Here is a 13287-nt window from a genome sequence, read left to right on the forward strand (position 1 = left end):
CACTGGGCCCGCCCCACCGCGCTGTGGGTGGTCGACCTGCTGCTGCAGAGTGTCGCTGGGGGTCGGACACTCCCTATCTTGGTTGCTGGTCTGGGTTGGCCCGGACCAGCGACCAGTGTCGTCCAGCACAAGGAGCGCAGAGCCGTGATCGCAGCCTTTTCGGTGACCCCGCTGGGGATCGGCGAGGACGTGGGGGAGGCGGTGGCCGCCGCCGTCCGGGTGGTGCGGGAGAGCGGTCTCCCGAACCGCACGGACGCGATGTTCACCAGCATCGAGGGGGAGTGGGACGAGGTGATGCCGGTGATCAGGGCGGCGATCGAGGCGGTGAAGGCGTACGGCAACCGGGTGAGCACGGTCATCAAGATCGACGACCGGGCCGGGGTCACCGACGGCCTCACCGCCAAGGTCGCCTCGGTCGAGCGGCACCTGGCCGCTGGGAGCCCGTCGGACCGCTGATGGCCGATGGACCGTCAGGTGGGCTTTGCTAGACGGTAGTTGGTGCTGGCAAGCCGGTCAGACCGTCGACGTCGGCCGGACCGCCGGTTCGGCCGCGGCGGCCGGCGGCCGGCGGGTGAGCAGCCGGTCCAGGGCGTACGGGCCGGAGCCGAGCGTCGCGATGGCCAGGAAGGCCCAGCAGAACAGCACCGAGGCCTCGCCCCCGTTCTGCAGGGGCAGCAGGGCGTGCTCCTGGTGGACGGTGAAGTAGGCGTAGGCCATCGAGCCGGAGCAGAGCAGGGCGGCCACCCTGGTGCCGGCGCCGAGCAGCACCAGGGCGCCGCCGACCAGCTGGATCAGCGCGGCCCACCAGCCGGGCCACTGGCCGAGCGGGACGGTGCCGCCGCCCTTGGCGCCGCCGAGCACGCCGAACAGCGAGGCGGCGCCGTGGCAGGCGAAGAGCAGGCCGACGACGATCCGAAAGGCCGTCAGCACGACGGGTCTGGCGGCGTCGGCGGTCTGCCGGGGGTGGTTGGGGCGGTGTGCGGGCATGCGAAACGCCTCCTGTGGGGGAAGGAGGTGGATGGGAGCGGTAAGGGTAGCCTTGGTCTAGTCCACTTGGCAATGCTCCGTCAGAGATCAGGTCTGGACCAATAGTTGCTCTTTCTTGACCGCTCGGTCCAGAAAGGGCTACTGTTCCCGACATGGCGCGAACGAAGGAATTCGACCCGGACGCGGCGCTGCAGGCGGCCCTGGAGCTGTTCTGGCAGCGCGGCTACGAGGCGACGTCGATGGCCGACCTGGTCGAGCGGCTCGGCATCGCCCGGGCCAGCATCTACGCGACCTTCGGCAGCAAGCGCGAGCTGTACCTGCGGGCGCTGGAGCGCTACTGCGAGCAGAGCGACTCGGCACGGCTGCTCGACCTCTCCCGGCCCGGCCCGGCACTGCCGGCGGTCCGGGCGCTGGTCCGCCGGTACGCCGTGACGGACGAGGAGGAGGGTCGGCGCGGCTGCTTCGTCACCAACACGGCGGTGGAGCTGGCCCCGCACGACCCGGCGGCGTCCCGCCGGGTGGAGGCGAGCCTCGATCGCCTGGAGACGCTGCTCACCGCCGCCCTGGTGCGGGCCGCCGCGCAGGGCGAACTGCCCGCCGGGCGGGATCCGCGGACGCTCGCCCGGATGCTGGTCGTGCTGCTCCAGGGCATCCGGGTGGTGGGCAAGACCGCCGACGGCGCGCCCCGGGCGCGGGACGCCGCCGAGCAGGCGCTGGCGCTGCTGGACTGACGCCGGCCGGTCCGGGCCGGCGTCTTTTCCGGGGCTCATTCTGGACCGAACGGTCTTTATAGGGGGGAGGGTTTTACATGGCCGTCATCACTACCGGCCGGTACGGCTTCGCGCTGCTCGGTGTCGTCCAGGCGGTGCTGATCTTCACGATCATGATCCTGACCGTGCCGCTGCCGCTGGTGGCGCGGGAGTTCGGACTCGGCCCGTCCGGGGTGCTGCTGCTCAGCGCCGCCTACGGGCTCTCCTTCAGCTCCCTGCTGCTGCTCGGCGGCCGCCTGACGGACCGCCACGGCGGACGCCCGGTGCTCCGCGCCGGCCTGGCGCTGCTCGCCGCAGCCTCGATCGCCTGCGCCCTCGCGCCCGGCTACCCCGTCCTGCTGGCGAGCCGTTTCGTGCAGGGCGTCGGCGCCGCCCTCACCGCCCCGGCGGCGGTCGCGGTGGTCCGGGTGCTGCACCCCGAACCGGCCGCCTACCGGCGGGCGATGGCCACCTGGGGCGGTCTGTCGGTGCTCGGCGCCACCGTCGGCAGCGTGGTCTCGGGCGCGGTCGCCGCGGCGGTCTCCTGGCGCTGGCTGTTCGCGGTGCCCGTCCTGGTCGCGCTGCTCGGCCTCGTCCGTTCCGCGGCCCTGCCCGCGGCCGCCCCGGTCGGCACCCGCCCGGCGCTGGACCTGCGCGGTGCCGCCCTCGCCACCGCCGCTGTCTGCGCGGCGAGTTACGCCCTGGTGGCCTCCACCGAACACGGCTGGCGCAGCCCCGGGACGTACGGCCCGCTGGTCGCCGGGGTGCTCCTGCTGTCGGCCTTCGCCGCCGCCGAACGCCGCACCGCCGACCCGCTGCTGCCACCCGGCTTCCTCGCCGACCGGCGCCGGGCCACCGCGCTCGCGGCCGTCATGGCCACCGCCGCCGGCACCGCGCTCACCTTCGTCCTGCTGTCGCTCTACCTCCAGCAGCTGCGCGGCTGGAGCGCCGCGGCCACCTCCGCCGCCTTCCTGCCCTATGCGGCCGTCCTGCTGCTCTCCGGTCGGCTCGCCGGCCCGCTGAGCGTCCGGTACGGCCCGGTGGCGGTCACCGCCGGCGGCCTCGCCCTGGCCGCCGCCGGACTCGGCCTGCTGGCCGGGCTCGGCCCCGGCAGCGGCTACGCCCTCGGACTGCTGCCCGGACTGCTCCTGCTGCCCGCCGGCGCCGCCGCGGCCTTCGCCGGTGCGACCGTGCTCGCCACCGGCGGGGTGCCGCCCGAGCACACCGGACTGGCCGCGGGAGTGTTCAACACGGCCATGGAGCTCGGCCCCACCGCCGGACTGGCCGCCCTGATGGCGCTCGCCGCCACCCGCCCGAGCGTGGTCGGCGGCTACGCCGCGGCCTTCGCGGCGGCCGCCGTCGGGCTGGCGCTCACCGCCGTCGCGGTCGCCGCACTGCCCCGGACCATCGGACCCATCAGCCCCACCAGCTCCACCGCAACCGAACGCACCGACCGCATCAAGGAGTTCACCTCATGACCACGCGTTTCGCCGACATGTCCGTCCTGGTCACCGGCGCCGGCAGCGGCATCGGCCGGGCCATCGCGCTCGCCTTCGCCCGCGAGGGCGCCCGGGTCGCGGTCGCCGGCCGCGGCGCGGGCCCGCTCGCCGGGACCGTCGAGCTGATCGAGCGGGCCGGCGGCAAGGCGGTCGCGCTCACCGGCGACGTGACGAACGCCCAGGACGCCGCCCGGCTGGTCCGGGAGGCCGTCGAGCGGTTCGGCGGCCTGGACGTCGCCGTCAACAACGCCGGAGTGTTCGGCGCCGCCGGCCCGGTCGCCGACATCGACGAGGCGGAGTGGCAGCGGGTGATCGGCGTCAACGTCACCGGAACCCTGCTCGCCATGCAGGCGCAGATCGCCCACATGCGGGCCCACGGCGGCGGCGCGATCGTCAACGTCTCGTCCAACCTCGGTGCCCACAAGCGGATCGCGGGCGTCGGCGCCTACGCCGCCAGCAAGGCCGCGGTCACCGTGCTGACCCGGGCCGCCGCCCTCGACCACATCGCCGAGGGCGTGCGGATCAACACCGTCAGCCCCGGCGCGGTGGACACCCCGATGTCCTCCCGGCCGGGCGAGGACGCCGAGGCCAAGGCCGAGCGGATGAGGGCCGAGGTCCCGGTCGGCCGGGTCGGCGCGACGGAAGAGGTGGCCGCCGCGGTGCTGTACCTGGCCTCCGACGAGGCGGGGTACACCGTCGGCAGCGACCTGGTGCTGGACGGCGGCTCCTCCGCCTGACCCGCCCCTCCGCCGGGCAGTCCATCCGCCCCTCCGCCCGGCAACCTCCTCCGCCTGACCGCCGGCTACTCGCCCAGCCACTCCCCGGGCAGCACCCCGTAGAGCGCGTCCAGCGCCTGCGGGGTGCGGGCGCGGGCCGCCACCCAGGCCTCCTCGGCCACCCCGACCAGCACCTCCGGGCCCTGGTACCAGCGGAAGTTGCGGCCGAGCGCGGGCAACTCCACGAGACCGTCCGGCAGTTCGTCCTCCAATTCGAGGAAGTCGGTCAGCTCGTGCTCCTCCAGCAGCTTCTCCGTCATCGCCATCGCCGCGGCCGCCGTGGAGAAGCGCTCCTCCCAGGGCTCCCACCGCTCCTGTGACTTGTCCGCCAGGTCGAGCCGGCCCACCGTCGGCGGGTCCTCCCGGTCGAGGGCGTCCAGCGGCACGCCCCAGTGCGCGCAGCCCTGGTTCTCCGCCCGGTACACCAGCGCGCCGTCCAGCACGTGCAGCTCGTCCGGCGTTAGCAGCACGTCCTGGCTGCTGGTCAGGTCCGCCCGGCGGCCGAACAGCCGGTACGCCTCGCGCAGCGCCACCGGCAGCCGCAGGCCCAGCCGCAGCTCGGCCGCGTCCAGCTCCTCGTCCGTGAAGCCGTCGGCCGGCCCCAGGGGCTCGCCCCAGTAGGCGGCGAAGCCCCTGACGAGCGCCCAGGCACCCGCGCGGGAGCGCACACTTTCGGCCATTGCCGCCGGGATGTCGAATTCCGTTTCGTCCACCCGCGCACCGTACGCCACCCCTCCGACAGCGCGGTGAACCGCTCGACAGCCCGCCCGCCGCCGCTGCGCAGCCCCTCCGCAGCCCGTCCGGGCACGACCGGCCGGATCTGACGCGAACGCGTAATCCCGGCGACACCCGTTGATCACCACGGGGTTTCCACGCCGTCGTTCGGGCAAGACACGGTTTCGGCCGGAACCGACATCACGAAAGGCGGACGCGCGAAAGATGCCGACCGCACCGCACACCGGGCCCCTCCCGGGCCGCCGCTCCCCACGGGGAGGGCGCTGGGGCGAACACGGGCTCGCCTGGGCCTTCCTGCTGCCCTCCCTGGTGGTCTTCGTCCTCTTCATCGGCTACCCGCTGGGCCGGACCGTCTACCTCAGCGGGCACGCCAACGACCTCTTCGGCGCGCCCTCCCGCTACGTGGGGACGAAGCACTACACCGACCTGTTCGCCTCGGCCGACTTCGGCCGCACCCTGACGACCACGGCCCTGTTCACCCTGCTCACCGTGGTGCCCGGGGTGCTCGGCGCGCTGGCGCTGGTGCTGCTCCTGGAGAACCGGATCCGCGGCGTGCGGCTGCTGCGCTCGGCGTTCGCGCTGCCCTTCGCGTTCTCGGTGGCCAGCGCCTCGGTGGTCTTCGCGGTGTTCTTCAACCCCGCCAGCGGGGTGCTCAACGGCCTGCTCTCGCACGTCGGCCTCGGCCCGGTCGGCTGGCTGACCGACTCCCGGTACGCGCTGCTCTCGGTGGCCGTCACCACGGTGTGGATGAACCTCGGCTACAACGTGCTGGTGCTCTCCGCGGGCATCGGCTCGATCCCGGGGGAGGTCCTGGAGGCGGCCCGCATCGACGGCGCCTCCGGCCTGCGGCTGGCCCGCTCGATCACCGTCCCGATGCTCGGACCGAACCTGTTCTTCCTGACCGTTGTCTCCACCGTCCACGCGCTCCAGAGCTTCGGCCAGATCCACATCCTCACCAAGGGCGGGCCGGACGGCTCCACCCGGACCCTCGTCTACTCCGTCTACGAGAAGGCCTTCGCCTACGGCTCCAGCGACTTCGGCACCGCGAGCGCCCAGGCCGTGGTGCTGCTCGTGGTCGTCCTCGCCTGCACGGCCGTCCAGTTCGGCGTCCTGGAGCGGAAGGTGCACTACGCATGACCACCCTGACCACCGAGACCGAGACCGGGGCGCGGGCCGAGGCGCCCCGCCCTCGCGCCCGCGCCCTCGCCGGGCGCTCCCCGCGCGACCTGCTCGGCCGCGCCGCCGTCTACCTGCTGCTCGCCGTCGCGGTCGTCACCGTGGCCTTCCCGGTCTACTACGCGATCGCCGGCGCCTTCATGGGCCCGTCCGAACTCTCCTCCTACCCGCCGGCCCTGGTGCCGCACTCGGTCACCGGACGGAACTTCTCCGGTGCCGTGGAGGCCATCCCGCTGGCCCGCCAGTACGCCAACTCGGCGATCGTGGCGACCGTCATCACGCTCGCCCAGCTGTTCACCTCGGTGCTCGCCGCGTACGCGTTCGTGTTCCTGCCGATGAAGGCCCGGGCCGTGGTGTTCGGGGTGTTCCTGGCCACGCTGATGGTCCCGTGGGAGGCCATCATCATCCCCAACTACCTGACGCTGTCCGGCTGGGGGCTCGGCAACACCTACTTCGGCCTGGTGCTGCCCTTCCTGGCCTCCGGCTTCGGCACCTTCATGCTGCGCCAGGCCTTCCGCCAGCTGCCCGGCGAACTGCGCGACGCGGCCCGGATCGACGGGGCCGGCCACTGGCGGTTCCTGTGGCGGATCGTCGTCCCGCTCAACAAGCCTGCCCTCGCGGCGCTGTCGATCTACGTCTTCCTGTCGGCCTGGAACCAGTACTTCTGGCCGCTGATCATCACCCGCACGGCGAACATGCAGACCCTCCAGATCGGTCTGACCTCGCTGCGCGACTCCGAGATGGCCGATCCCGGGCTGATCCTGGCCGGTGTCGTGCTCTCCCTGCTGCCCACCCTCGCCCTGGTGGTCTTCGGCCAGCGCTTCATCGTCCGCGGCCTCACCGCGGGCGCCGTCCGCTGACCGGGTGTCCCGTCCACGTCCCCCGCTTTCCCGGATAGAGAGAGAACCCTCGTGAAGAAGAGTGCGCGCGCGCTCGCGGCCCTGCTGGTGGCCGGCCTTTCCCTGACCGCCTGCAGCTCCAGCGGCTCCGGTTCCGGCTCCGGAGGCTCCTCCGACGCCGGAGCGCCCGGCGCCCAGGCGCTCGACCAGGCCTCCGGTGTCACCACCGTGGAGTTCTGGCACTCGATGACCGGCAAGAACGCCGACGTGCTGAACGGGCTGGTCGGCCAGTTCAACGCCGCCCACCAGGGCAAGGTCGAGGTCAAGGCGCAGTTCCAGGGCAAGTACGACGAGCTGGTCACCAAGTACAAGGCCGCCGTGCAGCAGAAGGGCACCCCCGCCCTGGCACAGGTCTACGACATCGGCACCCGGTTCATGATCGACTCCAAGCAGACCGTCCCGGCCCAGGCCTTCGCCGACAAGGACGGCTACTCGCTGGACGACCTCGACGCCAACATCCGCAACTACTACTCGGTCGGCGGCAAGCTCCAGTCGATGCCGTTCAACTCCTCGATGCCGCTGCTCTACCTGAACAGCGACGCCTTCAAGGAGGCCGGCCTCGACCCGGCGCAGGCGCCCAAGGACCTCAACGAGCTGGGCGAGCTGGCCAAGAAGCTGACGAAGAAGGACGCCGACGGCAAGACCGTCCGGTACGGCTTCGGCGCCGCCATCTACGGCTGGTTCGTGGAGCAGCTGCTCGCCGAGTCCGGCGCCATGTACTGCGACAACGACAACGGCCGCGGCAACAAGGCGGGCAAGGTCGTCTTCGACTCCGCCCAGGGCGCCCGGATCGTCCAGTGGTGGGCCGACCTGGTCAAGGGCGGCTACGCGGCCAACACCGGCCGCACCACCGACGACGCCCAGGCCGCGTTCAAGGCCGGCACGGTCGCGATGCACCTGGAGTCCACCGGCGTGCTGCGCGGCTACACCGAGGCCGCGAAGTTCGGCGTCGGCACGGCGGCCTTCCCCAAGGTCGACGCCGCCGACCAGGGCGGCCCGGTGATCGGCGGCGCCTCGCTGTGGATCAGCGGCCCCGGCCACTCGGACGCCGAGAAGCGCGCCGCCTGGGAGTTCGAGAAGTTCGTCTCCGCCCCCGAGCAGCAGGCCGTCTGGCACACCGGCACCGGCTACTTCCCGGTCAACACCAAGTCCCTGGACGACCCCAAGGACAAGGAGTGGGTGGCCAAGTACCCGCAGTTCCAGACCGCGATCGACCAGCTGAAGGCCACCAAGCCGACCCCGGCCACGGCCGGCTGCCTGCTCGGCGTGATGCCGCAGGCCCGCAAGGGCGTGGAGACCGCGATCGAGCAGGCCATCGCGGGCACCAAGCCGGCCCAGCAGGCCCTGGCCGACGCCGCGAAGGAGCTCCAGCCGGCGATCGAGAGCTACAACAGCTCGGTCGGCTGAACCGCCCCGGCCGAACGACGGAGAGGCCGCGGCCGAACCGCCGCGGCCGAACCGCCGCGGTCGAACGCCGGAGCCGCCGCGGCTGACCTTCGGAACCGCTGCGGCCGAACGCCGGCACGACGACGGCCCGCCCCGCGCACCGCGCGCAGGGCGGGCCGCCGCCGTCGGGGCCGCCGCTACGCCGTGTCCGCCTCGGAGAAGAGGAAGATCCCGGCCAGGATCAGCGCGGCCCCGCCGTACTGCCAGGCGTCGATGCGCTCGCCCAGCAGCAGCACCGCGAAGGCGAGCCCGAACACCGGGATGATGTTCAGCAGCACGCCCGCCGTGGTGACCGGGGTCCGGGTCACGGCGCGGTTGTACATCAGGAACGCGCCCGCCAGCCCGCCGCCGCAGACCCCGGCCGCGACCAGCCAGTGCAGCGGGCGGGCCCCGCCGCTGGTCAGGTCGCCGCCCAGCAGCCACTGACCGGCGATCAGCGGCACGGTGAACAGCAGCCCGAAGCCGAACTGGTAGGCCGTGGCGACCAGCGGATCGGTGTCCCGGACGATCCGTCCGGTGAGGATGGTGGCCGCCGCGGCCGCCACCGTGCCGAGCAGGACGAGGAGGTCCCCCGTACCGAGCCCGAACACGGCGTGGCTGCCGCCCAGCGCCGCGATGCCCACCGCACCCAGTACCACGCCGCCGACGGCGCGCGGCGTGGGTGCCCGGCGGCCGGCCAGCGCGGCCAGCGCGACCACGAAGCAGGCCTCCGAGCCGCGCAGGACGGAGGCCTGGGTCGCGTCGATGTGCGCCATCCCCAGCCCGATCGCCCCGTACCCGACCATCGGCTCGAACAGCCCGAGGAGGGCGAGCCGCCGCAGCTGGTCGCGCGGCGGGCGCCGGTGGCCCCGGCGGAGCAGGAGGGCCCAGGGCAGGGCGGCGGCGGTGACCAGGGAGACGGCGAGCACCGTCACGACCGGGAGCCCGCGCAGGGCGTACTTCTCCGCGGTGGTCCACAGGCCCCAGATCGCCGAGGCCCCGATCAGGGTCAGCGTTCCGCCCGGGTGGCGGACGGCGTTGCCGATCACGCCGGTCGCGGAGCTCCGGGAGCGGGTCGGGACGGCGGAGTCCGGTCGGCACGGGGTGGGTTCGGTGACCATGGGCCGGTGGGTTCCCTTCGGCGTCGGGCGGTCGGTCCTCGGTGCTCGGTCGTTTCAGTGCTCGGCGCTCGTCGGACCGGTCGGCCGGTCGGCTCCCCGGGCACTGCCGCAGGATCAGTCCGTGCTGCTCCGGGGCGGGTAGGTGTGGGTGATGCCCCACGGGTCGGTCACGGTCCCGTCGCCGTTCAGGTAGCCCGGGCCGATCGGCACCTTGCCGTGGCCGCCGGGGATGTCGAGCACGTACGTCGGCTGGCACATGCCCGAGACCCGGCCGCGCAGCCGGCGGACGAGCGCCTGCCCCTCCGCGATGGTGGTGCGGAAGTGGCTGGTGCCGACGGCGAGGTCGCCGTGGTGCAGGTAGTACGGCTTGACCCGGTTCACGATCAGGGTGCGGAACAGGTCCTCCAGCGCCTCGGGGGTGTCGTTGACCCCCTTGAGCAGCACCGTCTGGCTGACCAGCGGGATGCCGGAGCCGGCCAGCAGCCGCAGTGCGCGACGGGCGCCGGGGCCGATCTCCTGGCTGTGGTTGGTGTGCACGACGACCCAGACCGGGGTGTCCAGGGTGAGCGCCCCGACCACTTCCTCGGTCACTCGGTCCGGATCCACCACCGGCACCCGGGTGTGGAAGCGGATCACCTTGACGTGCTCGATGGCGTCGAGCGCCGCCAGGATCGGCCGCAGCCGGCTCGGGGACATGATCAGCGGGTCGCCCCCGGTGAAGATCACCTCCCAGATCTCCGGGTGACTGCGGATGTAGTCGAGGGCGGCGGCGAGCTGGCCCTCCTTCAGCATGGAGTCGCCCGGGCCGACCACCTCCCGGCGGAAGCAGAAGCGGCAGTACACGGGGCACACCAGCACCGGCTTGAGCAGCACCCGGTCCGGGTAGCGGTGGGTGATGCCCTTGACGGGGGTGAAGGGGTCGTCGCCGATCGGGTCCTCCCGCTCCTCCGGCAGGGAGATCAATTCCTGGCCGGTGGGCACGAACTGACGGGCGATCGGGTCGTCGGGCCCGACGATCCGGTCGCGCATGGCGGGGGTGATGCTCAGGGCGTACTTCTTGGCGACGTCGGTGATCGTCGCGAATTCTTCCTCGGGGACGAGTTGCTGTGCGAGCAGTTCCTTGGGCGTGCGAATCGGGCGCGGGGCGACCATGTCTTCAGCTCCTGGGGAAACCGATGAAGATCGTTCGGCGGACGGTGCCGCGTCGCGTTTCGACGGACACCGAAATTCCCGCGAGCGACATCATCACGGGATTTGAGGAGGGCTTCGGAAATCGATTCGGCGGTGAAAACCAAGAAGGCCGACGAACGACGACGCTAGTCCGGTGGCATAAACGCGTCAAGTTTTGATTGTGACAATATCCGGGAGGCCGCGTCACCGGATGTTAACGGTCCGCGTACGGGCGCCGCGGAGCGGTGCGCTAGGCGGAGAGCGCCTCGCCGCTATCCGGGGGCGCGCACGCGGCGGCCAGTTCGTCCATGGACAGGTCGAGCGCGAAGGCCAGTGCCGCGATGGTGAAGAAGGACGGCGTCGGCGCCCGGCCGGTCTCGATCTTCCGCAGCGTCTCGGCCGAGACGCCGGCCGCCGCGGCCACCTCGACCATGCTGCGCTCGCCGCGCGCCTCGCGCAGCAGCGCCCCGAAGCGCTCGCCGCGCTCGCGCTCCCACGGGGTCAGCGGAGTCCTCACCATGCCGACGAGTCTACGGCCCCCTCGCCGCCCGGCGTCCATGCCCCGCGACCGTGATACAAATACCGGTATAAGAATTGGATCCAGGGGAGAGAAGCACCATGGTCGAACTCAAGTCGGACGCCGGGCTGGCCGCGATGCGCGAGGCCGGACGGGTGGTCGCACAGGCGCTGGCAGCCGTCCGGGAGCAGGCGGCGGCCGGCGTGAGCCTGCTGGAGCTGGACGAGGTGGCGCGGGGCGTGCTCAAGGCCGCCGGGGCCGCCTCGCCGTTCCTCGGCTACCGCCCGTCCTTCGCGCCCGTTCCCTTCCCGGCCGTCATCTGCGCCTCGGTGAACGACGCCGTGGTGCACGGCATCCCGAACGGCTACCGGCTGCGCGACGGCGACCTGGTGAGCATCGACTGCGGCGCCCTCCTGGACGGCTGGGCCGGGGACTCGGCGGTCAGCTTCACCGTCGGCACCGCCCGCCCCGAGGACACCGCCCTGATCGAGACCACCCGGCGCGCCCTGGAAGCGGGCATCGCCGCCGCCGTGGTCGGCAACCGGACCGGGGACATCGCCCACGCCATCGGCACCGTCGCCCGCGCCGGCCGCTACGGCCTGCTGGACGGCTACGGCGGGCACGGCATCGGCCGCCGGATGCACGAGGACCCGCACGTGGCCAACGAGGGCCGCCCGGGGCGGGGTTACCCGCTGTGCCCCGGATTGGTGCTGGCGATCGAGCCGATGCTGCTGGCCGGCGGGCGCGACGACCACCGCACCGATCCGGACGGCTGGACCCTGCGCACCGTCGACGGCAGCCGCGCCGCCCACGTCGAGCACACCGTCGCCATCACCGAGGACGGTCCGCGCATTCTCACCCTGCTCTGATCCGACAAGATCCACATGGCACGCCCTAAGCTCGGGGTCCATGACCAAAGGCGTGATGTTCGATTTCTCCGGCACCCTCTTCGGCGTCGTCTCCACCGCCGAGTGGCTGGCGGCCCACACCGCCGCCACCGGCCTCGTCCTGCCGGCCCGGGAGGAGGCCGAACTGGTGGCCCGGCTGGAGGAGTTCGGTGCCCTGCCCGGCGGGGTGCCGCCGCGGCGGATCCGGCCGGAGGTCCAGCCGGCGTGGGACACCCGGGACTTGACCCCCGAGCTGCACCGGGCCGCGTACACAGCGCTGACCCGCGACGCCGAGCCGCCCGCCGCCCTCGACGTGGACGCCCTCTACGAGTCCCACTGGGCGCCCGCGAACTGGCGGCCGTACCCGGACACCGCCGCCGTGCTGCGCGAGCTGCGCCGCCGGGGCGTGCCGGTCGCGGTGGTGAGCAACATCGGCTGGGACCTGCGGCCGGTCTTCCGCGCGTACGGTCTGGCGGAGCTGGTCGACGTCTACGTGCTGTCGTACGAGGTCGGCGCGCAGAAGCCCGATCCGGTGATCTTCGAGACCGCCTGCGAGCGGCTCGGGCTCGCCCCGGCCGACGTCCTGATGGTCGGCGACGACCGCACCTGCGACGGCGGTGCGACCGCGCTCGGCTGCGGCTTCCACCCCGTCGAGCACCTGCCCGTCGACCGGCGCCCGGACGCCCTCACGCCGGTGCTGGACGTCCTGACCGGGTGATCCCCGTGGCCGGACCCGACGGGGTGACGGCGTGACGGCATGACCGGGGTGACGCAGGACACGAGGTGGCGCGCCCGCGGCCCGGAGTAGCGTGCGGGCATGAGTGATCAGGACTTCACCACACGCATCACCGTCCGCGGGTACGAGACCGACTCCCAGGGTCACCTCAACCAGGCGGTCTACCTCCAGTACGCCGAGCACGCCCGCTGGGAGTACCTCCGGGCGGCCGGGATCCGCCAGGCGGACCTGGTCGCCGAGGGGGTCGGCCCGGTCGTCCTGGAGACCACGGTCAAGTACCTGCGGGAGCTGCGCGCGGGAGACTCGGTGGAGGTGGGCTGCTCGTTCACCTGGCGGGAGGGCAAGACCTTCCAGCTGGTGCAGCGGCTGGTCCGCGAGGACGGAGTGCTGGCCGCCGAGATCACCGGCGTCGGCGGCATCCTCGACCTGACGGAGCGCAGGCTGGTCGCCGACCCGCGCGAGCCGCTGCGCGCCCTGGCCGCCGACCCGGGCCTGCTCGGCCTCTGAACGAACAGTCCGGCGAACCCGGCTCGGTGAACCCGGCCCGGCGAACCCGGCCCCGCCCACCGCCCTCACCCTCCACGGCTGGAGACCGCGACCGACGGCGGTC

The 13287-nt window shown here is 72.9% G+C and carries 15 protein-coding genes; 10 read left to right on the forward strand and 5 right to left on the reverse strand.

Features of this window, described 5'->3' with window-relative positions; all coding sequences use genetic code 11:
* Positions 1-144: 144 nt before the first annotated feature.
* A complete protein-coding gene (locus ACFVGO_RS31845) occupies positions 145-456 on the forward strand; it encodes an MTH1187 family thiamine-binding protein (RefSeq protein ID WP_359912440.1) in 312 nt (103 codons plus the stop codon).
* 57 nt (positions 457-513) lie between these two features.
* Here the strand turns inward: ACFVGO_RS31845 and ACFVGO_RS31850 are convergent, their stop codons facing one another.
* Complete coding sequence (locus tag ACFVGO_RS31850) at positions 514-987, reverse strand: DoxX family protein (protein WP_380635512.1); 474 nt, start codon at positions 985-987, stop codon at positions 514-516.
* A 152-nt stretch (positions 988-1139) separates the two neighbouring features.
* Here ACFVGO_RS31850 and ACFVGO_RS31855 point away from each other — a divergent pair, with 152 nt between their 5' ends.
* The 3 genes from ACFVGO_RS31855 (at position 1140) to ACFVGO_RS31865 (ending at position 3972) form a co-directional block, all read left to right on the forward strand.
* Positions 1140-1718 (forward strand): TetR/AcrR family transcriptional regulator, encoded by a 579-nt coding sequence (locus ACFVGO_RS31855; RefSeq protein ID WP_380635515.1) that lies wholly within the window; start codon positions 1140-1142, stop codon positions 1716-1718.
* A gap of 77 nt (positions 1719-1795) precedes the next feature.
* Entirely contained in the window at positions 1796-3214 is a 1419-nt protein-coding gene (locus tag ACFVGO_RS31860; RefSeq protein ID WP_380635518.1) for an MFS transporter, read from the forward strand.
* Entirely contained in the window at positions 3211-3972 is a 762-nt protein-coding gene (locus tag ACFVGO_RS31865) for an SDR family NAD(P)-dependent oxidoreductase (RefSeq protein WP_380635520.1), read from the forward strand. The genes ACFVGO_RS31860 and ACFVGO_RS31865 overlap by 4 nt, the downstream gene beginning before the upstream one ends.
* A 65-nt stretch (positions 3973-4037) precedes the next feature.
* On the opposite strand, the gene ACFVGO_RS31870 is transcribed toward ACFVGO_RS31865, so the two are convergent.
* Positions 4038-4724, reverse strand: coding sequence for an SMI1/KNR4 family protein (locus ACFVGO_RS31870; protein ID WP_359912455.1), 687 nt, complete (start codon positions 4722-4724; stop codon positions 4038-4040).
* Positions 4725-4950: 226 nt separating this feature from the next.
* On the opposite strand from ACFVGO_RS31870, the gene ACFVGO_RS31875 reads away from it, so the two are divergent.
* From ACFVGO_RS31875 to ACFVGO_RS31885, 3 genes are read left to right on the forward strand one after another with little or no spacing between them, the layout of a single operon-like run.
* Positions 4951-5883, forward strand: a complete 933-nt coding sequence (locus ACFVGO_RS31875; RefSeq protein WP_359912458.1) for a sugar ABC transporter permease — start codon at positions 4951-4953, stop codon at positions 5881-5883.
* Complete coding sequence (locus tag ACFVGO_RS31880) at positions 5880-6782, forward strand: carbohydrate ABC transporter permease (protein ID WP_380635524.1); 903 nt, start codon at positions 5880-5882, stop codon at positions 6780-6782. The genes ACFVGO_RS31875 and ACFVGO_RS31880 overlap by 4 nt, the downstream gene beginning before the upstream one ends.
* A gap of 51 nt (positions 6783-6833) precedes the next feature.
* On the forward strand, positions 6834-8228 hold the full coding sequence (locus ACFVGO_RS31885; protein ID WP_380354539.1) for an ABC transporter substrate-binding protein: 1395 nt from the start codon (positions 6834-6836) through the stop codon (positions 8226-8228).
* Between the two features lie 176 nt (positions 8229-8404).
* Here the strand turns inward: ACFVGO_RS31885 and ACFVGO_RS31890 are convergent, their stop codons facing one another.
* The 3 genes from ACFVGO_RS31890 to ACFVGO_RS31900 all read right to left on the reverse strand — a co-directional run bounded on the left by ACFVGO_RS31890 (position 8405) and on the right by ACFVGO_RS31900 (position 11057).
* Entirely contained in the window at positions 8405-9367 is a 963-nt protein-coding gene (locus tag ACFVGO_RS31890; RefSeq protein ID WP_380635526.1) for a DMT family transporter, read from the reverse strand.
* A 114-nt stretch (positions 9368-9481) separates the two neighbouring features.
* Positions 9482-10519 (reverse strand): lysine-2,3-aminomutase-like protein, encoded by a 1038-nt coding sequence (locus tag ACFVGO_RS31895; RefSeq protein ID WP_380635528.1) that lies wholly within the window; start codon positions 10517-10519, stop codon positions 9482-9484.
* Between the two features lie 268 nt (positions 10520-10787).
* Positions 10788-11057, reverse strand: a complete 270-nt coding sequence (locus ACFVGO_RS31900) for a helix-turn-helix domain-containing protein (protein ID WP_380635530.1) — start codon at positions 11055-11057, stop codon at positions 10788-10790.
* A gap of 98 nt (positions 11058-11155) precedes the next feature.
* Here ACFVGO_RS31900 and map point away from each other — a divergent pair, with 98 nt between their 5' ends.
* The 3 genes from map (at position 11156) to ACFVGO_RS31915 (ending at position 13184) form a co-directional block, all read left to right on the forward strand.
* On the forward strand, positions 11156-11923 hold the full coding sequence (gene map, locus ACFVGO_RS31905) for a type I methionyl aminopeptidase (RefSeq protein WP_380635532.1): 768 nt from the start codon (positions 11156-11158) through the stop codon (positions 11921-11923).
* A 40-nt stretch (positions 11924-11963) separates the two neighbouring features.
* Entirely contained in the window at positions 11964-12659 is a 696-nt protein-coding gene (locus ACFVGO_RS31910) for an HAD family hydrolase (protein ID WP_380354529.1), read from the forward strand.
* Positions 12660-12758: 99 nt separating this feature from the next.
* A complete protein-coding gene (locus ACFVGO_RS31915; protein ID WP_359912486.1) occupies positions 12759-13184 on the forward strand; it encodes a thioesterase family protein in 426 nt (141 codons plus the stop codon).
* Positions 13185-13287: the final 103 nt, after the last annotated feature.

Origin of the sequence: Kitasatospora sp. NPDC057738 (assembly GCF_042798815.1) — a bacterium.
Classification (GTDB): Bacteria; Actinomycetota; Actinomycetes; order Streptomycetales; family Streptomycetaceae; genus Kitasatospora; species Kitasatospora lactacystinica.

Bases quoted from the DNA above. Each gene is read 5' to 3' on its own strand.
- ACFVGO_RS31865 (WP_380635520.1), top strand. From the start codon at position 3,211: ATGACCACGCGTTTCGCCGACATGTCCGTCCTGGTCACCGGCGCCGGC.
- ACFVGO_RS31915 (WP_359912486.1), top strand. From the start codon at position 12,759: ATGAGTGATCAGGACTTCACCACACGCATCACCGTCCGCGGGTACGAG.
- ACFVGO_RS31860 (WP_380635518.1), top strand. From the start codon at position 1,796: ATGGCCGTCATCACTACCGGCCGGTACGGCTTCGCGCTGCTCGGTGTC.
- ACFVGO_RS31855 (WP_380635515.1), top strand. From the start codon at position 1,140: ATGGCGCGAACGAAGGAATTCGACCCGGACGCGGCGCTGCAGGCGGCC.
- ACFVGO_RS31850 (WP_380635512.1), bottom strand. From the start codon at position 987: ATGCCCGCACACCGCCCCAACCACCCCCGGCAGACCGCCGACGCCGCC.
- ACFVGO_RS31900 (WP_380635530.1), bottom strand. From the start codon at position 11,057: ATGGTGAGGACTCCGCTGACCCCGTGGGAGCGCGAGCGCGGCGAGCGC.
- ACFVGO_RS31895 (WP_380635528.1), bottom strand. From the start codon at position 10,519: ATGGTCGCCCCGCGCCCGATTCGCACGCCCAAGGAACTGCTCGCACAG.
- ACFVGO_RS31875 (WP_359912458.1), top strand. From the start codon at position 4,951: ATGCCGACCGCACCGCACACCGGGCCCCTCCCGGGCCGCCGCTCCCCA.
- ACFVGO_RS31890 (WP_380635526.1), bottom strand. From the start codon at position 9,367: ATGGTCACCGAACCCACCCCGTGCCGACCGGACTCCGCCGTCCCGACC.
- map (WP_380635532.1), top strand. From the start codon at position 11,156: ATGGTCGAACTCAAGTCGGACGCCGGGCTGGCCGCGATGCGCGAGGCC.
- ACFVGO_RS31910 (WP_380354529.1), top strand. From the start codon at position 11,964: ATGACCAAAGGCGTGATGTTCGATTTCTCCGGCACCCTCTTCGGCGTC.
- ACFVGO_RS31880 (WP_380635524.1), top strand. From the start codon at position 5,880: ATGACCACCCTGACCACCGAGACCGAGACCGGGGCGCGGGCCGAGGCG.